The 19,879-nt window shown below is 71.7% G+C and carries 17 protein-coding genes; 12 read left to right on the plus strand and 5 right to left on the minus strand.

Features of this window, described 5'->3' with window-relative positions; translation table 11 throughout:
- Nucleotides 1-54: 54 nt before the first annotated feature.
- Both acnA and ABD297_RS16135 read left to right on the plus strand, forming a co-directional pair.
- Nucleotides 55-2,859 carry an aconitate hydratase AcnA gene (gene acnA, locus ABD297_RS16130; protein ID WP_344256059.1) on the plus strand — a complete coding sequence of 935 codons (2,805 nt, stop codon included), beginning with the start codon at nucleotides 55-57 and terminating at the stop codon, nucleotides 2,857-2,859.
- Nucleotides 2,860-3,048: 189 nt separating this feature from the next.
- A complete protein-coding gene (locus ABD297_RS16135; protein ID WP_344256060.1) occupies nucleotides 3,049-4,200 on the plus strand; it encodes a peptidase C39 family protein in 1,152 nt (383 codons plus the stop codon).
- Nucleotides 4,201-4,430: 230 nt separating this feature from the next.
- On the opposite strand, the gene ABD297_RS16140 is transcribed toward ABD297_RS16135, so the two are convergent.
- On the minus strand, nucleotides 4,431-5,192 hold the full coding sequence (locus ABD297_RS16140) for a VOC family protein (protein ID WP_344256061.1): 762 nt from the start codon (nucleotides 5,190-5,192) through the stop codon (nucleotides 4,431-4,433).
- Between the two features lie 31 nt (nucleotides 5,193-5,223).
- On the opposite strand from ABD297_RS16140, the gene ABD297_RS16145 reads away from it, so the two are divergent.
- The 3 genes from ABD297_RS16145 to ABD297_RS16155 all read left to right on the plus strand — a co-directional run bounded on the left by ABD297_RS16145 (nucleotide 5,224) and on the right by ABD297_RS16155 (nucleotide 8,036).
- Entirely contained in the window at nucleotides 5,224-5,613 is a 390-nt protein-coding gene (locus ABD297_RS16145; protein WP_344256062.1) for a hypothetical protein, read from the plus strand.
- Between the two features lie 157 nt (nucleotides 5,614-5,770).
- Nucleotides 5,771-7,636: a 1-deoxy-D-xylulose-5-phosphate synthase gene (gene dxs, locus ABD297_RS16150; RefSeq protein WP_344256063.1), complete on the plus strand. Its 1,866-nt coding sequence runs from the start codon at nucleotides 5,771-5,773 to the stop codon at nucleotides 7,634-7,636.
- 82 nt (nucleotides 7,637-7,718) lie between these two features.
- A complete protein-coding gene (locus ABD297_RS16155) occupies nucleotides 7,719-8,036 on the plus strand; it encodes a hypothetical protein (protein WP_344256064.1) in 318 nt (105 codons plus the stop codon).
- A gap of 3 nt (nucleotides 8,037-8,039) precedes the next feature.
- Here the strand turns inward: ABD297_RS16155 and ABD297_RS16160 are convergent, their stop codons facing one another.
- Both ABD297_RS16160 and ABD297_RS16165 read right to left on the minus strand, forming a co-directional pair.
- Complete coding sequence (locus tag ABD297_RS16160; protein WP_344256065.1) at nucleotides 8,040-9,011, minus strand: RNA polymerase sigma-70 factor; 972 nt, start codon at nucleotides 9,009-9,011, stop codon at nucleotides 8,040-8,042.
- A complete protein-coding gene (locus ABD297_RS16165; protein ID WP_344256066.1) occupies nucleotides 9,008-9,973 on the minus strand; it encodes an NAD-dependent epimerase/dehydratase family protein in 966 nt (321 codons plus the stop codon). Before ABD297_RS16165 ends, ABD297_RS16160 begins: the two co-directional genes overlap by 4 nt.
- 294 nt (nucleotides 9,974-10,267) lie before the next feature.
- On the opposite strand from ABD297_RS16165, the gene ABD297_RS16170 reads away from it, so the two are divergent.
- The 7 genes from ABD297_RS16170 to ABD297_RS16200 all read left to right on the plus strand — a co-directional run bounded on the left by ABD297_RS16170 (nucleotide 10,268) and on the right by ABD297_RS16200 (nucleotide 16,990).
- Nucleotides 10,268-11,497, plus strand: coding sequence for a substrate-binding domain-containing protein (locus ABD297_RS16170; RefSeq protein WP_344256067.1), 1,230 nt, complete (start codon nucleotides 10,268-10,270; stop codon nucleotides 11,495-11,497).
- A gap of 16 nt (nucleotides 11,498-11,513) precedes the next feature.
- Nucleotides 11,514-12,248, plus strand: a complete 735-nt coding sequence (locus ABD297_RS16175; RefSeq protein WP_344256068.1) for an ABC transporter ATP-binding protein — start codon at nucleotides 11,514-11,516, stop codon at nucleotides 12,246-12,248.
- Entirely contained in the window at nucleotides 12,245-12,997 is a 753-nt protein-coding gene (locus ABD297_RS16180) for an ABC transporter ATP-binding protein (protein ID WP_425581181.1), read from the plus strand. Before ABD297_RS16175 ends, ABD297_RS16180 begins: the two co-directional genes overlap by 4 nt.
- On the plus strand, nucleotides 12,994-13,878 hold the full coding sequence (locus ABD297_RS16185; protein ID WP_344256069.1) for a branched-chain amino acid ABC transporter permease: 885 nt from the start codon (nucleotides 12,994-12,996) through the stop codon (nucleotides 13,876-13,878). The genes ABD297_RS16180 and ABD297_RS16185 overlap by 4 nt, the downstream gene beginning before the upstream one ends.
- Nucleotides 13,875-15,041: a branched-chain amino acid ABC transporter permease gene (locus ABD297_RS16190; RefSeq protein ID WP_344256070.1), complete on the plus strand. Its 1,167-nt coding sequence runs from the start codon at nucleotides 13,875-13,877 to the stop codon at nucleotides 15,039-15,041. Before ABD297_RS16185 ends, ABD297_RS16190 begins: the two co-directional genes overlap by 4 nt.
- Nucleotides 15,038-15,967: an alpha/beta fold hydrolase gene (locus ABD297_RS16195; protein ID WP_344256071.1), complete on the plus strand. Its 930-nt coding sequence runs from the start codon at nucleotides 15,038-15,040 to the stop codon at nucleotides 15,965-15,967. Before ABD297_RS16190 ends, ABD297_RS16195 begins: the two co-directional genes overlap by 4 nt.
- Nucleotides 15,968-16,045: 78 nt before the next feature.
- Entirely contained in the window at nucleotides 16,046-16,990 is a 945-nt protein-coding gene (locus ABD297_RS16200; RefSeq protein ID WP_344256072.1) for a DUF1254 domain-containing protein, read from the plus strand.
- A gap of 12 nt (nucleotides 16,991-17,002) precedes the next feature.
- On the opposite strand, the gene ABD297_RS16205 is transcribed toward ABD297_RS16200, so the two are convergent.
- Both ABD297_RS16205 and ABD297_RS16210 read right to left on the minus strand, forming a co-directional pair.
- Nucleotides 17,003-18,865 (minus strand): helix-turn-helix domain-containing protein, encoded by a 1,863-nt coding sequence (locus tag ABD297_RS16205; RefSeq protein WP_344256073.1) that lies wholly within the window; start codon nucleotides 18,863-18,865, stop codon nucleotides 17,003-17,005.
- 115 nt (nucleotides 18,866-18,980) lie between these two features.
- Complete coding sequence (locus ABD297_RS16210) at nucleotides 18,981-19,802, minus strand: 3-hydroxybutyrate dehydrogenase (protein WP_344256074.1); 822 nt, start codon at nucleotides 19,800-19,802, stop codon at nucleotides 18,981-18,983.
- Nucleotides 19,803-19,879 lie beyond the last annotated feature (77 nt).

Genomic DNA, 19,879 nt, shown 5'->3' on the forward strand with positions numbered 1-19,879 from the left:
GACGTCAAGATAAATCGAGCACCGTGACATCAGTGTTGCTGGAAGGAGCCCGACGTGGGCAGTGTTGACAGCTTCAAGGCCAAGGGGACCCTCGAGGTCGAGGGAAAGGCCTACGAGATCTACCGCCTGGCACAGGTCGAGGGGCAGCAGACCCTTCCCTACAGCCTCAAGGTCCTCCTCGAGAACCTCCTGCGCACCGAGGACGGCGCGAACATCACCGCCGACCACATCCGCGCCGTCGGCTCGTGGGACGAGAACGCCGAGCCCGACACCGAGATCCAGTTCACGCCCGCGCGCGTGATCATGCAGGACTTCACCGGCGTCCCGTGCGTCGTCGACCTCGCCACGATGCGCGAGGCCGTCGCCGACCTCGGTGGCGACCCGGCCCGGATCAACCCCCTCGCGCCGGCCGAGCTCGTCATCGACCACTCCGTCATCATCGACGTCTTCGGCCGCGCCGACGCCTTCGAGCGCAACGTCGAGATCGAGTACCAGCGCAACAAGGAGCGCTACCAGTTCCTGCGCTGGGGCCAGACGGCCTTCGACGACTTCAAGGTCGTCCCGCCGGGCACCGGCATCGTGCACCAGGTCAACATCGAGCACCTGGCCCGCACGGTGATGGTCCGTGAGATCGACGGTGAGCTCGTCGCCTACCCCGACACCTGCGTCGGCACCGACTCGCACACGACGATGGTCAACGGCCTCGGCGTGCTCGGCTGGGGCGTCGGCGGCATCGAGGCCGAGGCGGCCATGCTCGGCCAGCCCGTCTCGATGCTCATCCCGCGCGTCGTCGGCTTCAAGCTGAGCGGCTCGATCCCGGTCGCCGCCACCGCCACGGACGTCGTGCTCACCATCACCGAGATGCTGCGCAAGCACGGCGTCGTCGGCAAGTTCGTCGAGTTCTACGGCGAGGGTGTCTCGCAGGTGCCGCTCGCCAACCGCGCCACCATCGGCAACATGAGCCCCGAGTTCGGCTCGACGTGCGCGATCTTCCCGATCGACGACGTCACCCTCGACTACCTGCGCCTCACCGGCCGCTCCGACGAGCAGGTTGCCCTCGTCGAGGCGTACGCCAAGGAGCAGGGCATGTGGCTCAAGGCCGGTCCCGACCAGCCCGAGGCACGCTACAGCGAGTACCTCGAGCTCGACCTGTCGACCGTCGTCCCCTCGATCGCCGGCCCGAAGCGTCCGCAGGACCGCATCGCGCTCACCGACGCCAAGGAGGCCTTCCGCAAGGTGCTCCCGACGTACGTCGCGCACGACGAGGGTGACGCCGGCGCCGCGTCGTCGTTCCCCGCCAGCGACCCGTCGCCCCAGGGCACGACCGACGGCACCAACGGCGGCTCGAAGCCCGCCGACGAGGGCGACGGCAACGGCCGCCCGTCGAAGAAGGTGTCGGTCACCGACGCCGGGGGGCGCACCTTCGAGATCGACCACGGCATCGTCTCGATCGCCTCGATCACGAGCTGCACCAACACCTCCAACCCGTCGGTCATGATGGCGGCCGCGATGCTCGCCAAGAACGCCGTCGAGAAGGGCCTGTCGGTCGCCCCCTGGGTCAAGACGTCGATGGCCCCCGGCTCCAAGGTCGTCACGGGCTACTACGACAAGGCCGGCATGTGGCCCTACCTCGAGAAGCTCGGCTTCCACCTCGTGGGCTACGGCTGCACGACGTGCATCGGCAACTCGGGCCCGCTCAACGAGGAGATCTCCAAGGCGATCAACGACAACGACCTCGCGGTCACGTCGGTCCTGTCGGGCAACCGCAACTTCGAGGGGCGCATCAACCCCGACGTGAAGATGAACTACCTCGCGAGCCCGCCGCTCGTCATCGCCTACGCCCTCGCCGGCACGATGGACTTCGACTTCGCGTCGCAGCCGCTCGGCCAGGACACCGACGGCAACGACGTCTTCCTCGAGGACATCTGGCCGGCCCCGGCCGACGTCGAGCGCACCATCGCGGCCTCGATCAGCCAGGAGATGTTCACCGAGGACTACGCCGACGTCTTCGCCGGTGACGAGCGCTGGCAGTCGCTGCCGACGCCCGAGGGTGACACGTTCGCGTGGGACGGCGAGTCGACCTACGTGCGCAAGCCCCCGTACTTCGACGGCATGTCGATGGAGACGACCCCGGTCGCCGACATCGAGGGTGCGCGCGTGCTCGCCAAGCTCGGCGACTCCGTGACGACCGACCACATCAGCCCCGCGGGCGCCATCAAGAACGACAGCCCGGCCGGCAAGTACCTCGCCGACCACGGCATCGAGCGCAAGGACTTCAACTCCTACGGCTCGCGCCGCGGCAACCACGAGGTCATGATCCGTGGCACGTTCGCCAACATCCGCCTGAAGAACCTCCTCCTCGACGGCGTCGAGGGCGGTTTCACGCGTGACTTCACCCAGGGCGGCGAGCAGACGACGATCTACGACGCCGCGCAGAGCTACGCCGCCGCCGGGACGCCGCTCGTGATCCTCTCGGGCAAGGAGTACGGCTCGGGAAGCTCGCGTGACTGGGCCGCCAAGGGCACGAGCCTGCTCGGGGTCAAGGCCGTCATCGCCGAGAGCTACGAGCGCATCCACCGCTCCAACCTCATCGGCATGGGCGTCATCCCGCTGCAGTACCCGGCCGGCCAGAACGCCGACTCTCTCGGTCTCGAGGGCACCGAGACCTTCTCGATCACCGGCATCACCGCCCTCAACGAGGGCACGACGCCCAAGACCGTCAAGGTCGTCGCCACCAAGGAGTCGGGCGAGACGGTCGAGTTCGACGCCGTCGTGCGCATCGACACCCCCGGTGAGGCCGACTACTACCGCAACGGCGGCATCCTCCAGTACGTCCTGCGCTCGCTCGTCGCGAGCTGACGCACGCAGCACCCGTCGGGCCCCGTATGCCGCATCGCGCGGCGTGCGGGGCCTGACCGCGTCCCTGGCCGGACGACCACGTATGCCGTCCGCCCGGGTCGACGTGCCCGTCACTCGATCCGAGGTGGCCGGACGCAGAGGACGCGACCCGACCGAGCGGCACACGCAGCCGGATGGCATGCTCGTCGCGTGACCGACCGACATGCCCTCCTGACCGTGTGGGAGACCGGCTTCGACTGGTCCCCGGCCCCCGACATGGAGCACGCGGACATCCACGTCGCCGGAGCCGAACCGGTCGCCTACGCGGCGCGTGTCTGGGAGTCTCCGGTCGTCGAGTCGCCTTTTGTCGCAACGGAGCTCATCCCGTCGTGGAACGCCCGGACGCCGGCCGGCACGTGGCTGCACGTCGAGGGGCGCGTCGGCGACGATGAGGGCTGGGAGCCGTGGTTCACCTTCGCGCGGTGGGCCGAGGACGACCGGGCGGGGGAGGCGCCGATCACGCGCACGACCGTGGGTGACCAGCGTCGCGCGTCGGGCCGGGTCGAGACCGACACGTGGGTCGCGGCGCCCGGGCGCGGCGTGCACCGCTGGCAGCTCCGGATCACCGCCCTCACCGAGCGAGGGCGCGAGATCGTCTGGCCCACAGTCATGCTCGTCGCCGGTGCGGCCTCAGCCTTTGCGATCGGGGCCGATGAGCGGACGAGCGCGCCCGGTGTCGGTCGGGGGTGCGAGGTGGCGGTCCCGCCCCACTCCCAGCGCCTGCACGTCGACACCTTCCCCGACTGGGACAACGGCGGACAGTCGTGGTGCTCACCCACCTCGACGACGATGCTGCTCGAGCACTGGGGTCTGGGCCCCAAGCCCGACGAGGTGGCCTGGGTCGGTCACGCCGTCGACCCGGAGGTGGTGCACGGCGTACGCCGGGTCTTCGACCGCGCCTACGGGGGCGCGGGCAACTGGGCGTTCAACACGGCATACGCGGGCGCCCGAGGTCTGCGGGCCTACGTGACGCGGCTGCGCGACCTGAGCGAGGCCGAGGCGTTCCTGGCCGCGGGGGTGCCGCTGGTGGTGTCGGTGACCTTCCGTGAGGACGAGCTCGACGGCGCCGGCTACGCGACCAGCGGCCACCTGCTCACGATCGTGGGCTTCACAGCCGAGGGCGACGTCGTGTCGAACGACCCGAACTCGCACCGGCTCGCGAGCAACGAGCAGGTGCGCACGGTCTACCGGCGCGACCAGTTCGAACGGGTCTGGCTGGGGGACAACGGCGGTCTGGCCTACGTCATGCACCCGCGCGACGTGCCCCTGCCGGTGCCACCGGCAGAGGCCAACTGGCGGTGACGTCGGTCAAGCGCACGTAGATGTGTTGCGTTTGGCCTCTGCTGCCGCCACGACCCGGCTCGGGCCGGCGGCATCCGCCGCACCTTGGTCACGGGGCAGGGCGACGCCGTGGCCACGGTCTGCACCGGCACCCTCGCGACACGTCCTCGACGAGTGGCAGCTCGTCGTGCACCCGATGCGGCCCAGCGGGACACGCGAGACGCCGCGCCTGCGGTCCGTGGGGTGCCCGCTCAGCGACCGAGGCCGGAGCGCGGGTCGCGCTCGGTGACGCAGTAGAGCGCCCCGGCGGGGTCGCGCAGCGTGGTCCAGCCGCCGCCGTGGTCGGCGACGACCGTCGCGCCCAGCGCCTCGTGCCGTGACACCTCGGTGGGTCGGGCGTCGCAGGCGAGGTCGAGGTGGCCGGTGACGAGGCCGTCGCCCGCGGCCTCGAGCCGCTGGAGCAGGAGTCGGATCGGGATGCCGTCGGGACGCACGAGATGGCGGAACTCGGGCCGGCTCACCGAACCACGGACCGGCCACCCCGTCAGCGCCGACCAGAACGAGCACTCGGTCTCGTAGCGCGACGGCGGGATGTCGAGGCACACCTGGTCGACGATGCTCTCGTGCTCCTGGGGCCAGCGCGTCGGCCAGGGCCGCTCCGAGAGGACCTCGTGCACGAGGCAGAAGACGAACCCGCCGGGGGAGCGCAGCACCACGTAGCCGTGCTCCGACCGGTGCACCACCTCGGCGCCCAGGCCCTGCGCCCGTTCGGCCGAGGCCGAGCCGACGTGGAGGTCCAGGTGCAGGCCCGGGCGCGCCGTCGCGTCGCCCGTCGTCCGCTGGATCTTCAGGAAGGGGTCCCCGACCGGCGGGAGCAGCGTCGTGAACTCGGCGTCGTCCCCACGAGCCGGCGACACGGCATACGCCGTCACCGCGGACCAGAAGCGGGTGCCTGCCTCGTGCACGTGCGGCGGCAGGTCGAGGAAGGCCGTCACCCAGCTGACCGTCGTCATGGTCCGAGACTAGGCGAGGCAGACTGGGAGCATGCCGTCCCCGACCCCAGCCGCGACCGGTCACACCCCACCCGGGTGGCCGCCGGGCGTCCCGCCGGCCCACACGCCGGGCTGGGAGGAGCGGGCGGTGCTCTGGCTGCTCGACCAGTGCCCCCCGGACTACCGGGCGTATGCCGGGTGGCGGCGGCACCCCATCGCGCTCGCCTGGCTCGCCGGGCGGCACATCGACGGCCAGGTCGTCGCGATGCGGGACGCGTGGCGCGAGGCGCGGGTCGCCATCGGGCCGCACGTCCCGGCCGAGGCGTTGACCGAGATCCTCGGACAGATCGAGGCGGAGGGGATCCGCCTCATGGCCGCCTCCCGCTCGGCGCGCCTGCTGCACGAGGCCCTCCAGGGCAAGGTCTTCGCGCCCCGACTGTGAGAGCTCGCGAGTGAGAGTTGTGTGACGAGGTCGACAGCGTCCTGCGTGCAGCGTTGGGAGCGCCCGGACGTTGACCCGTAGACTCGACCGACCCACCCGTGTGGTCGACGGACCCACCCGTGTGGTGCCGGACCCACCCCCGAGAGGACGACGCAGCGTGGCCCTGCTGGAGACGATCACGAGCCCGGTGGCGCTCAAGGCGCTGCCGGCGGACCAGCTGCCGGCGCTGGCCGAGGAGATCCGCACCTTCCTCGTCGCAGAGGTCTCCAAGACCGGAGGGCACCTCGGCCCCAACCTCGGGGTCGTCGAGCTGACGATCGCGCTGCACCGGGTCTTCGACTCGCCGCGGGACACGCTCGTCTTCGACACCGGCCACCAGTCCTACGTGCACAAGCTGCTGACGGGACGGCAGGACTTCAGCAAGCTGAAGAAGAAGGGCGGCCTGTCCGGCTACCCGAGCCGCGCCGAGTCCGAGCACGACGTCGTCGAGAACTCCCACGCGTCGACGGCTCTCTCGTGGGCCGACGGCATCGCCAAGGGCCGTCGTCTCAGCGGTGAGGGCGACCGGCACACCGTGGCCGTCATCGGCGACGGCGCGCTCACCGGCGGGATGGCCTGGGAGGCCATCAACAACATCGCCGTCGACAAGACCCTGCCGCTCGTCATCGTCGTCAACGACAACGAGCGCTCCTACGCGCCGACCATCGGTGGCCTCGCCGACCACCTCGCCACGCTGCGCACGACGCGCGGCTACGAGCGGTTCCTCGACTGGGGCAAGCGGTCGCTCGCCAGGACGCCGGTCGTCGGCGGAGCCATGTTCGAGACGCTCCACGGCGTCAAGAAGGGCATCAAGGACATCGTCGCCCCGCAGGGCATGTTCGAGGACCTCGGGCTGAAGTACCTCGGCCCGGTCGACGGTCACGACGAGCAGGCCCTCGAGCGGGCGCTCAGCAAGGCCAAGGACTTCGGCGGCCCGGTCATCGTGCACGTCATCACCCAGAAGGGCCGCGGCTACCAGCCCGCCATCGACGACGACGCTGACCAGTTCCACAGCGTCGGCAAGATCAACCCGGAGACGGGGCTGCCCTTCGAGGTCGGCGGCCGCATCTGGACCGACGAGTTCAACGACGAGATGGTGGCGATCGGACGCGACCGTCCCGACGTCGTCGCGCTCACCGCCGCCATGCTCATCCCCGTGGGGCTCGACGGGTTCGCCGCCGCCTACCCCGACCGCGTCTTCGACGTCGGCATCGCCGAGCAGCACGCCGTGACGATGGCCTCGGGGCTGGCCTACTCCGGACTGCATCCCGTCGTCGCCGTCTATGCGACCTTCCTCAACCGCGCCTTCGACCAGCTGCTCATGGACTGTGCGCTGCACCGCGCCGGCGTCACCTTCATCCTCGACCGTGCCGGCGTGACCGGCAGCGACGGCGCGTCGCACAACGGCATGTGGGACATGACGCTCACCTCCATCGTGCCCGGCCTGCGCCTGGCCGCACCCCGCGACGGCGAGCAGGTGCGCAAGCAGCTGCGCGAGGCCGTCGACGTCTCGGACGGCCCGACGGTCATCCGCTTCCCCAAGGGCGACGTCGCCGATCCCGTGACCGCCGTGCGCGCGGTCGGTGACGTCGACGTGCTCTTCGAGAACGCCGGCGACGAGGTCGACCTGCTCGTCGTCGGCGTGGGCGCCTTCGCCGCGCTCGCCATCGAGGCGGGCGAGAAGATCGCCGCGCACGGCCGCACGGTCCGTGTGGTCGACCCCCGGTGGGTGCTCCCGGTCAGCGACGACGTCGTCGGCCTCGCCCGGCGCGCCAAGGCCGTGGCCGTGGTCGAGGACAACCTCGTCAGCGGTGGCGTGGGCGCTGCCGTGACGCTCGCCCTGCGCGAGGCCGGCGTCGACGTGCCGGTGCACACCTACGGCATACCGAAGCGCTTCCTCGAGCACGCGTCACGGGTGCAGATCCTCGAGGAGCTCGGCCTCACGGCCGACCAGGTCGTGGCCGACCTCGAGCCGAAGCTCTGACGGTCACGGCAGCTCAGCGCGCCAGGCAGCGTGACGCCGCCCCGGCGGCTCCCGCACAGGCGGGCTGCCTAGGATCGAACGCATGCAGCTTCGAGACGCAGCCGACGTGACGACGGCCCCCATCGCAGCCCTCGGGCTCGTCGGCGGCTACGTCGCCGCCCGCGAGACCGGCATCCGTCCCCTCCGGGGCGTCGTGCTCGGCGCAGCGGGGCTGTATGCCGGGCGCACCTGGCTGGCCAGGGCCGGGGCCCCGGCCACCGCCGGTCTCGCGGCGCTCTACCTCGGCGGCTTCGGGGCGTCGCACCCGCTGGCGAAGAAGATCGGCGCCTGGCCGTCCGTCCTCGCCGTCGCCGCCGTCAGCGCAGCGGCCTCGTGGGCCGTCGTCGACCGGCGGAGCTGACCCTCAACCTCCGGGGCGGGCGCCACCCATCCGGCGGACCAGGGCGTAGGCGTCGCCGACCGGCCCGAGGTGGACGAGCTTGTCGGGGTTGACGACCGCGCGGACTCCCGCGACCTGGCCGTCGACGACGTCGAGCGCCCAGACGGCGAGCAGACGGCCCTCGACGAGGAACAGCGCACCGGGATCCCCGTTGACCTCGGTGAGCCGGATCTCCATCTCCGGCAGGCGACGCAGCGCGCGCAGCCAGTTGGTGAGGGTGTGCGCGACCCGGCTGCGACCGCGCTGCGAGCGGGCGAGCGAGGGCGCCTTGCCCCCGCCGTCGCCGACGAGCTCGACGTCGTGCGTGAGCAGCGCCTCGAGGCCGGCCAGGTCGCCGGTCCGGGCCGCGGCGAAGAACCGGCTCGCCAGCTCGCTCTGCTGCTTCCGGCTGGTGGTGAACCGCGGTCGGCGCTCCTCGACGTGACGCCGCGCCCGCACGGCGAGCTGGCGCACGTTGGCCTCGGCCTTGCCGACGATGGTGGCGACCTCGCCGTAGCCGTAGCCGAACACGTCGTGGAGCAGCAGGACGGCGCGCTGCTCCGGCGACAGGCTCTCGAGGAGCACGAGCAGGGCCATCGACAGGGAGTCCGCGGTCTCGGCCGCACGGGCCGGGTCCTCGCCCGAGCCCTCGGTGAGCACCGGCTCGGGGAGCCAGTCACCGACGTAGCGCTCCCGGCGCACGCGCGCGGACCGCAGCTCGTCCATGGCGAGCCGCGTCGTAACGGTCGCGGTGAACGCCCGCGGCGAGGCGATCTGCTCGCCGCCCTCGAGGGCGCGATGCACTCGCAGGAGTGCCTCCTGCACGACGTCCTCGGCCTCGGTGACGCTCCCCAGCATCCGGTAGGCGATCCCGAAGGCCACGGGGCGCAGGGCCGTCAGCAGCTGCTCCCGCTCGGGAACGCCTGCCGTCCGGCCGTCGGCGTCGGCGTCGGTCACGCCGCAGCACCGCTCTCGGCACGCAGCTGGGCCGCCAGCTCGCGGAAGCCGTCACGCCAGGTGGCGTGCGTCGGTGCCCAGCCCAGCTCACGGCGGGCCTTCGCGTTGGAGGCGCCCCGCAGCTCGTTCATCATCACGGCGCCAGTCTCGCCCGCGAGGAGCCTGCCGACCAGCCGCGGCACGCGCAGGGGCGGCCTGGCCCCGAGCGCCTCGGCGAGCACCGGCAGCCAGGTCGCCACCGTCGCGGGCTCGTCGTCGACGACGTTGTAGATGCCCGGCGCGCCCCGCTCGACGGCCGCGACCGTGGCCTTGGCCGCGTCGGCGATGTGCACGAACGACCAGACTCCGGCGCCGTCACCGATGACGGGGAACCTCCTGCGCCGCACGGCCTCGGTCTGCTCTCCGTCCGGCCCGAGGAAGGTGTGCGGCCCGTAGAACCCGCCGTACCTCAGCACGAGGCCCTCGGTCCACGTGGCGGCCTGCACCGCGTCCTCGACGTGCCGGATGGCGCCGACCGTCTGCTCCATGCCGGGCGGCGGCGCGGTGCCGAACGGGTCGTCCTCGGACTTGACGGCCCCACCGACCCGGTCGTAGCCGGCGAAGAAGCTCTGGGCGACGAACCGTTTCACTCCGGCGGCCCGCGCCGCCGAGAGCAGGTGGTCGGTGCCCTCGGTGCGCAGCCGGTTGGTCTGGGCGAAGGCGCGGTCGAAGTGGCGCAGGTCCATCGGCCCGATCGACGTCAGCTGGTGCACCACGACCTCCGGGCGTGACGTGGCGACCGCCCGGGCCACCTGCTCGGGATCGAGCGCGTCGGCCACCACGGGCACCGCGCCGAGCCCCCGCAGGAAGGCCTCCTTCGACGCGCTGCGGGTCATGCCGTGGACCTCGTGCCCTGCTCCCACCAGGCGCGGCACCAGCTGACGTCCCATCGCACCTGTCGCCCCTGCCACCAGAACCCTCATCACGTGCTCCTTCGCTCGTCTGCGTGCCTACACCCATCAAGACGGGAGAGCAGGGCTTCCTGTGACACCTCGCATGGAGGACGTATGCCGTCATGCTCGTCCTCCCTGCGGGTGCTGACCCGTTCCGGCTCGGACAGACAGGGGTGGCGGACAGCCACATGCGGAGTCGGTCTTTGTGGTGGCAGGTCCCACCGTCGGCCGTCAGACGCTGAACTACTTTCGCCGAAACGGTTGGGCGTCAACGAATCTCGTTGCAGCAAAGGCGCGAGCGCCCGCCAGAGGTGGAGGACATCGGTGTCCAAGCGGTGGAGTCTCGCGCTCGCGAGCGTCATGATCACGCTGTCGGTCGCGGCCTGCGGCTCGCCCGGGCAGCCGGGTGCACCGGCCGGTGACAACGGCGCGAGGAGCACCGGAGGGGCCTCGGGAGGCTCCGGCGCGCCCTACAAGGTCGGCCTCGTCTACTCCAAGTCCGGGCCGCTGGCCAGCTACGGCGCCCAGTACCGCCAGGGACTCACGGCCGGGATCGACTACGCCACCAAGGGCACCGGCGCGGTCGCCGGCCACCCGATCCAGATCACCGAGCAGGATGACGCGGGCGACCCCGCGAAGGCCGTCGCCTCGGCGACCGACCTCATCGGACAGGGCAACAAGATCATCGCCGGGTCCACCTCGAGCGGTGTGGCCCTGCAGGTGGCGCCGCTCGCCAAGGACAACAAGATCCTCTTCATCTCCGGCCCGGCTGCAGCCGACGCCGTGACGGGCGCGAACCGCTACACGTTCCGCTCGGGCCGCCAGACGTACCAGGACGTCGCGACCGCGGGCAGCATCCTCGGTGACGTCAAAGGCAAGAAGGTCACGGTGCTCGCGCAGGACAGCGCCTTCGGCAAGGCCAACGTCGCCGCGGTCACCGCCATCCTCGGTACGAAGGGCGCGACCGTGACCGCGGTCGAGGTGCCCGCCGCCGCGACCGACCTGACGCCGTTCGCCACGAAGGTCAAGGACGGCTCGCCCGACCTGCTCTTCGTCGCCTGGGCCGGTGCCAACGCCACCTCGATGTGGACCACCCTCGGCCAGCAGGGCGTCTTCGACTCGACGAAGGTCGTGACCGGCCTCGACATCAAGGCCACCCACGCCCTCTTCGGGGAGGCCGCCACGAAGATCAACTTCCTCTCGCACTTCTTCGAGGGAGCCGCCGACAACGCCGCCTACCGGGCCCTCGACGCGGGTCTGAAGAAGCAGGGAGCCACCGTCGACCTCTTCACCAACGACGGCTTCGTGGCCGGACAGATGATCGTGCACGCGCTCGAGGCCGGTGGGGGAGACGTCGACAAGATGGTCACCTCGCTCGAGGGATGGAAGTTCGACGGCCCGAAGGGCGGGCTCGAGATCCGGGCGGAGGACCACGCCCTCCTGCAGCCGATGTTCACCGCCACGCTGAAGAAGGAGGGCAGCAACGTCGTGCCCCAGCTCGTCGACACGTTGGGCGCCGATGCCGTGGCGCCGCCCGTCACCCCCTTCAAGTGACCGGGGACCCACGGTCGTGATCAGTGCAGAGTCGGTCGGCTGGAAGGTCGGCGGTGCCCAGATCCTCGACGACGTCTCCCTGACCGTGGGGGCCGGTGAGCTCGTGGGCATCATCGGCCCCAACGGTGCGGGCAAGTCGTCGTTCGTCAACATCCTCAGCGGTGTGACCCGACCGTCCAGCGGCCGGATCACCCTGCAGGACAAGGACGTCACCGGCGCGAGTGCCACGAGGCGCGCCCGGATGGGTCTGGCCCGGTCCTTCCAGACGTCGGCTCTCTTCGACGGGCTGACGGCGGGTGAGAACGTGCGCCTGGCCGTGCAGGCGGCGGGGTCGGCGCCCTTCTCGCCGTTCCGCTCGGCGGGGTCGTCGACGACGGGCGTCATCGACGACCTCCTCGCCCGGGTGCGTATGCCGGGTCGCTCACGCACCCCTGCCCGTGACCTCTCGCACGGCGACCGTCGCAAGCTCGAGCTGGCGATGGCCCTCGCCTCGGAGCCGGCCGTGCTGCTCCTCGACGAGCCGATGGCGGGCGTCTCCGCCGAGGACGTCGACGGGCTGACCGAGATCATCGGCGAGGTGCGCGACGGCGGCGTGGCCGTGGCGATGGTCGAGCACCACATGCACGTCTTGCTGGGCCTCGCCGACCGGGTCGCGGTGCTGCACCACGGGCAGCTCCTCGCCGTCGGTGAGCCCACCGAGGTGACCGCCGACGAGCGGGTCCAGCAGGCCTACCTGGCAGAAGCGCTGTGAGCGACCGGAGAAGCGACGGGCGGCCCGCCCGCGAGAGCGTGTCCGTGCTCGAGCTCGACGACGTGCACGTCCGCCACGGCGGCTCGCACATCCTGCAGGGCGTCTCGTTCGAGGTGCCTGCCACCGGGGTGACGGCCCTCTTGGGGCGCAACGGCGTGGGTAAGACGACGACCCTCAAGGCGATCATCGGGCTGGCACCGCGTACTGGCCGCATCCTGCTGCAGGGCAAGGAGATCCAGTCCATGACCACGTCACGGATCGTCCGGGGCGGCATCGGCTACGTGCCGGAGGACCGTGAGGTCTTCGGGGGTCTGACCGTCGACGAGAACCTCCGTCTCGTCGACCCGGACCAGGGCGTCGACGCGCCGGTCGTCGGCCGGCTCTTCCCGGACCTCGTGGCGCGCCGGGGCCAGCGGGCGGGCACGCTCTCGGGCGGACAGCAGCAGATGGTCTCGCTCGCCCGGGTGCTCCTGCGCGAGAACGCCCTGCTGCTCATCGACGAGCCCACCAAGGGCCTGGCCCCCAAGCTGGTCACCGAGGTCGCCGACGTGCTGGCCGAGGTGGCGCGCACGACGCCCGTCCTGCTCGTCGAGCAGAACCTTCCGCTCGTGCGACGGATCGCCGACCGCGTCGTCGTGCTCGACGCGGGCACGGTCGTGCACCGCGGGGCGGCCGCTGACCTCGTGGCCGACGCCGACCTGACGCGCGAGCTGCTCGGGGTCTCCATGCGACGGGAGGGCGCAGCATGAGCGACCTCGTCCTGCTCCTCGTGACCGGCCTGGGCCTCGGAGCCCTCTACTTCATCGCGGCCAGCGGACTGAGCCTCATCTACGGCCTCATGGGCGTGCTGAACTTCGCCCACGGTGCCTTCATGACGGCCGGGGCGTATGCCGCGTGGCTGACGATGGGCGCGCTGCCCCCGGACTGGCCCGTCGTCGTCCGGCTCCTCGTCGGGATCGTGGCGGCCGTGGTTGTGGGGGCCGTGGTCGGACTCGTCGTCGAGGTCGTCCTCATCCGTCCGCTCTACCGCCGCCACATCCAGCAGGTGCTGGTCACGGTGGGCCTGTCGTTGGCCGGCGTGGCCGCGGCCCAGGGGATCTGGGGCGCCGACCCGCGAGCGGTCGTCAAGCCGGTCTGGATGGGGGGAACCACCGACGTGCTGGGGGCGCGGCTGCCCAACGACCGGTTCGTCTACGTGCTCGTCGCTGGCGTGCTGTTCATCGGTCTGCTCGCCCTGCTGCACCTGACGCGTCTGGGGCTCGTCATCCGGGCCGGCGTGGAGAACCGCACCATGGTCGAGGCCCTCGGCATCGACGTCCATCGGACCTTCACCGTCGTCTTCGCCCTCGGTGGAGCCGCTGCAGGTCTGGCCGGGGTGCTGTACTCGCAGTACGCCGGGGCGGTGTCACCGGCACAGGGTGGATCGCTCCTCATCTTCGCCTTCATCGTCGTCGTCATCGGCGGCATGGGCTCGCTGACCGGCACCGCCGTCGCCGCTGTCGTGGTGGGTCTCGTCCAGCAGCTCGCCAACTACTACGCGGCGAGCGGCGTCGGCGACCTCTCTGTCGTGCTGCTGCTCGCCCTGGTGCTCCTGCTCCGACCGACCTCCCTGAAGGGAGCGACGGCATGACGTCGCCGACCGACCACGTGACCGACCGGCCCACCGCAGAACCAGGCACCACGCATACGCCCCCGGAGGCCGTCGTCGCGGGCGCCGCGACCTCTGCGCCGTCGAACAGGGAGGGCACACGGGCCGACGGGCTGCGTCGTCTGCTCCGCCCCCTGCCGGCCCTGCTCGTCCTGGCGGTGCTCGTGTACCTGCCCTACGTCCCGGTCGAGCTGCCGGGCATCCTTCCCGGACGGGTCAACGGTCCCGGCTCCCTGCAGCTGCTCGCCACCTGTCTCGTCATCGGCGGCATCGCCCTCAGCTACGACGTCCTCTTCGGCCGCACCGGCCTGCTGAGCTTCGGTCACGCGCTCTTCGTCGCCGCGGGGAGCTACCTGCTGACCATCTCGCTGTCGACCTGGGCGCTGCCCCTCCCGCTCGCGCTGCTCACGGCGCTCGGGCTCTCGACCGTGCTCGCGCTCGTGGTCGGAGCCGTCGCGCTCCGCGTCGGCGGCATCGCCTTCGCCATGGTGACGCTCGCCTTCGCGCAGGCCGCCTCGATCATCGTCATGCGCAACCCCGGGGGCGTGACGGGCGGTGAGGAGGGGCGCCCGCTCGACCGCGATGCCGTGCCCGACCTGCTCGTCGGTGTGGCCAACGCGCCCTACCGCTACTGGCTGGCCCTCGGCTTCGTCGTCGTCGCCTGGGTGGGGGTCACCGCACTCGTGCGCTCGCGAGCGGGCCACGCCATGGCGGCGGTCCGGGAGAACGAGCAGCGCGCCGCGGTGCTCGGGTTCGGGACCTACCGCGTCAAGCTCCTCGCCCTCGTCGCAGGCTCGTTCCTCGGCGCGCTAGGCGGCGTCGTCCACGCCCTCGTGCTGGGCGGCTCCAACCCGCACCTGACGACGTCCGAGTTCACGCTCTCCCTCCTCGTCATGGTCGTGCTCGGCGGTGCCGGCAGCCGGTGGGGCGCACTGCTCGGAGGGGTGCTCTACACCTACGCCGATGCTCGGCTCGTCGAGGTCAGCGACGCCGGGGTCCTGCAGGGCCTGCCCGACCTCGTCCGTCAGGTGCTGTCGCAGCCGCTCTTCATCCTCGGCGCCTTCTTCGTCGTCGTCGTCTACTTCGCGCCCTCCGGCCTGACCGGGCTCGGCGGCAGACTGATCAGGAGGTCAGGGTCCCGATGAGCACCACACCGTCCGCCTTCGTCATCGAGCTGCCCGAGGGCAGCCTCGCGATCCACGACCTCAGCCTCGGCACTCCCGCCGCCGACGCCCCGGTCGTGCTCGCGGTGCACGGCATCACCGCCAACGGGCTGTCGTGGGCGCGGGTCGCCGACGAGATCGGTCACCGGCACGGGCCGGGAGCCGTGCGGTTCCTCGCCCCCGACCTGCGTGGTCGCGGTGACAGCCGCTCGGCCCCAGGCCCCTACGGGCTGGGGGTCCACGTCGACGACCTCACCTCGATCGCCACCGTCTTCGGATCGGCGCCCGTGCTGGTCGGTCACTCGATGGGTGCCTTCATCACCGCACTCGCCGCGGCACGGCACCCGGACCGCTTCCCGGCCACCGTGCTCGTCGACGGCGGCCTCGCCTTCCCCGTGCCCGAGGACCTCGACGTCGACGAGGCCCTCCGGTCGGTGATCGGGCCGGCCCTGGACCGGCTGTCGATGCGCTTCGCCGACCCCACGGCATACCTCGGCTTCTGGGCGGCGCACCCGGCGCTCGGCCCGGTTCTGGACGGGCCCGGCGGAGACGCGGCGCGCGCCTACATCGAGCACGACCTCGTGCAGGACCGATCGGACGGCCAGTGGCACAGCACCTGCGTGCTCGACGCGGTCCGGGCCGACGGGGCCGACGTCATGGCCGACCGGGAGACCCATGCCGGGCTGCGGACCGCCGTCTCGCAGGGGGTCCAGGCCGAGCTCGTCTGGGCCGAGCGCGGCATGCTTGACGAGCCGCAGGGGCTCTACGACGAGGCGCGACTCGCGGCGCTCGACGTGCCAGAGGGCGTTCGCACGACGAAGGTCGACGCCAACCACTACGACGTGATCCTCGGCGACCGTGGGGTCGCGGCGGTCGCGGACGCCCTCGACCGTCAGCTGCGCCCCTGAGGGACCAGTCACCCATAGGCGGACGTTTCACCGCCTGAGGGTGATGTCGAGGGGGAGCCGGCGTCCCAGACTGCCGTCATGAGCGCCCAACACGTCAACGCAGACAACTTCGTCCGGGCCGAGACCGACCGCATGTTCGCGGCTGTGCTCGCGGACGCCGGCGGCGTCAACAGGCTCAACCACAACCGGACCCCCACCCCCCTCGACCACCAGCCGGTGATCCGGATGAACCGCGACACCCTCTACAGTGCGGCCATCGTCGACATCAGCGAGGGCGCCACGCTCACGCTGCCGGACACGCAGGGCCGGTACCTGTCAGCGATGGTGGTGAACCGGGACCACTACATCAACGCGGTGCTGCACGATCCCGGTGACCACGAGCTGACGACCGACCGCTACGACAGCGACTTCGTCCTCGTCGCGATCCGAACGCTGGTCGACCCGGCCGACCCGGACGACGTCGCCACCGTCAACGCGGTGCAGGACCGCATCGCGCTGACGGCCGCCGCGAGCCGACCCTTCACCATGCCCGACTACGAGACGGCGTCCCTCGACCGCACCCGGTCGGCCCTGCTCGAGCTCGCCAAGGGCTACCCCGGGTTCGACCGGGCCTTCGGCGCTCGTCAGGACGTCGACCCGGTGCGCCACCTCATCGGTGCGGCTGCGGGATGGGGAGGTCTGCCCTCGGGCGAGGCCACCTACGTCAACGTCGACCCGGGACTGCCCGTGGGGGAGTACCGCCTGACGGTCCGCGACGTGCCCGTGGACGGCTTCTGGTCGATCTCGCTCTACAACTCCGACGGCTTCTTCGACGACGACGGGAGCAGCGTGAGCCTCAACAACCTGACCGCTCAACGGGATCCGGACGGCAGCGTGACGGTGCACTTCGGCGGCTGTGGCGACGGGCGGTCCAACTGCCTCGGCATCAAGGAGGGATGGAACTACCTCGTGCGGCTCTACCGGCCGCGCTCCGAGATCCTCGACGGGACCTGGACCGTCCCGGCGGTCACGCCCATGACGTGACGCGTGGGTCCGTCACGCCGGAGACTGCAGGGCGCGCAGTCGTAGCGCGATCTGCAGCTCCAGCGACGGGTCGGGCTGCTGCCAGGACTCGCCCAGCAGCGCGGTGATGCGCTCGAGCCGCTGGGAGACGGTGTTGACGTGCACGTGCAGCGTGCCCGCCGCGTGACGCGGGCTACCGCCCGCCGCGAAGTATGCCGCCAGCGTGCCGACGAGGTCGGTGCCCCGCCGCTCGTCGTAGTCGAGGACGGGCCCGAGCAGCTTGCGCACGTAGTCGTCGACGTCGGGGTCGGAGCCGACGATGAGACCGGCGAAACCGAGCTGTGTGGCGGCGGCCCCCTTGCCGCGGTGCCCCAGGGCGATGAGGGCTCCGACGGTGCGGTGCCCCTCCTCGTGGGCCTCCGCGATGGCGTCGACGTCGGACACCGGTCCGACACCGGCGACCGTGACGCAGGTGCGCTTGCCGATGCGCGCCGCGACCGCCCGCGCGAGGCCGTCCGCGTCCACGCCGGGCACGAGAGCGACGACGTCACCGTCGTGGGCGCCCACGATCGCCGCTTCCCCCGTGGCCGCGCTGGCCGAGATGAGCAGTGCCCGGTGACCGCCGGGGTCCTCGCCGCGGAGCACGAGCAGGCAGAACGGCTTCTGCGGGTCGAAGCCGACCGTCCGGGCGAGCGACAGCCGCTCCTCGCGTGACCCGCGCCTGCTGACGAGGTCGCTGACGAGCCGGTTGCGGGCCGACTGGCGCGCGTCGGCCGCCTGGCGCTCGAAGAGCAGCACGAGCGCCGTCACGACCCCGGCCCGTTCGACGGTGCGCTGGTCGGAGTCGGCGAGGCTGAGGCCGCCGACGTAGATCGTGCCGAGGCGCTCACGTGCGGCCGTGACGGCCACGGCGTAGATGCCGTCCTGCTCGACGAGGCGACCGGTGCCCAGACCCGGGAGGGCGTCGAACGCCGCGACGGGGTCGTGCCCGGAGGCATCGGGCTGGGGCGCCGGGCCTGCGGCGCTGTGCCGGCTGCCGTTCTCGTCGACGAGGACCGCCCAGCCGCCGAGGAGCTCGGCCAGGGCGTGGGTGATGTCGTCGACGCCGCCGCCGCCGAGCACGAGCGAGGCGAAGCGGTCGTGGGCCGCAGCCGCCTTCTCGACCCCGTCGGCGTAGTGACGGACGGTCTCGTGCGCGTCGGAGAGCGCCGCGAGCGCGTTCTCGGCGTCGGCGAGGGCACGGGTCTGCACGAGGGTGACCGCCGCCAGCGTCGCGAGGTTGCCGAGCAGCCCGACCTCCTCGCGGGTGAACGGACGCGAGGACCGGTTGGCGGCGAAGAGGACACCGACGAAGTGCTTCTCCACGATGAGCGGCGTGCCGCAGATCGCGATGATGCCCTCCTCACCGACCGCGCCGTCGATGTCCGTGGTGTGCCGGAAGCGCTCGTCGGCCCAGTAGTCGGCGGTCCAGTACGGCTTGTGGGTCGACGCCACGAGGCCGCCGAGCCCCGCCCCGAGCGCCCGCCGGACCGACTGGAAGACCGCCGAGACGGAGCCGTCGGTGGCGCGCATGAACGTGTCGCCGGCCTCGGCGTCGTAGAGCGTCAGGTAGGCGAGGTCGGTCCCGACCAACCGGCGCGCGCGGCGCACGATGGCGTCGAGGACCGAGCCGGGGTCGCTCTCGGTCGCCAGCTCGCGGGCGGTGTCGAGCAACGCCGCCAGGCCGGCCTCGCGGTGCTGGTGCACCTCGCGCGCCCCGGTGATCCGCAGCGCGAGGTCCCGGGCCTCCGCCGGCGCCTCGGCCGCCGCGATCTCGGCGAACGGGGCGTCTGCCGCCAGCAGGTGGAGCAGGTGGAGCACCTGTTCGGCTGTCGATGTCTCGCTGCGGGTGACCACGGGCAGATCCTAGGCGGGTGGGTCGGTGGGGTGCGGGGGAGCGCGGCGTCGGTGCGATGGGTCGTCGTGCCAGCACACGCCGCCAGTACGCCGTCGGCACGGCGTCCGTGGGCCCTCAGTGGGCCGTCCAGGCGCCGTCCATCGAGAAGGACGTGCCGCTGACCGAGCCGGAGGCCGGGCCGCAGAGGAAGAGTGCGAGCGCCGCGACCTCGTCGGGCTCGACGAGCCGCTTGACGGCGACGGGCGCCAGCATGACCTTCTCGACGACCTCGGACTCGGGGATCTCGTGCGTGCGCGCCTGGTCGGCGATCTGCCGCTCGACGAGCGGGGTGCGGACGTAGGCGGGGTTGATGCACGTCGAGGTGACGCCGTGGGGGCCGCCCTCGAGGGCCACGACCTTCGAGAGGCCCTCGAGCCCGTGCTTGGCCGTGACGTAGGCCGACTTGAAGGGGCTGGCCCGCAGACCGTGGACGCTCGAGATGTTGATGACCCGGCCCCAGCCGCGGTCGTACATGTGGGGCAGGCTCTGCCGGATCAGCCGGAACGGCGACACGAGCATGAGGTCGATGATGAGCTCGAACCGGTCGAGCGGGAAGTCCTCGATGGGGCTGACGTGCTGGATGCCGGCGTTGTTGACGAGGATGTCGACCTCGGTGGGCAGGTCGGCGAGGGAGTCGAGGTCGGCGAGGTCCGCCGTGATCGTGGCGATGTCGCAGCCATGCGCCATCGACGCGAGGCCGTCGGCGTCGCGGTCGACGGCGTGCACCTTGGCGCCGGCCCCGGCGAGAGCCCGGGCGACGCTCGCTCCGATGCCGCTGGCGGCGCCGGTGACGAGGGCCGTGCGGCCGGTGAGGTCGATGGGTCGGTTGACCGCCGAGGGAGCCCCGAGGAGGGAGTCCGGGGCGTCGTCGCGGGCGTCGGTGCGGGCGTCGGGCATGCGGGAAGACTAGGGAGCGCACACCGAACCCCCTGTGTGGCCGACCACCACAAAAGTGGGGCGAGTCATGTGGCGCA

The sequence above is a fragment of the Terrabacter carboxydivorans genome, assembly GCF_039532035.1.
GTDB classification, from domain to species: domain Bacteria; phylum Actinomycetota; class Actinomycetes; order Actinomycetales; family Dermatophilaceae; genus Terrabacter; species Terrabacter carboxydivorans.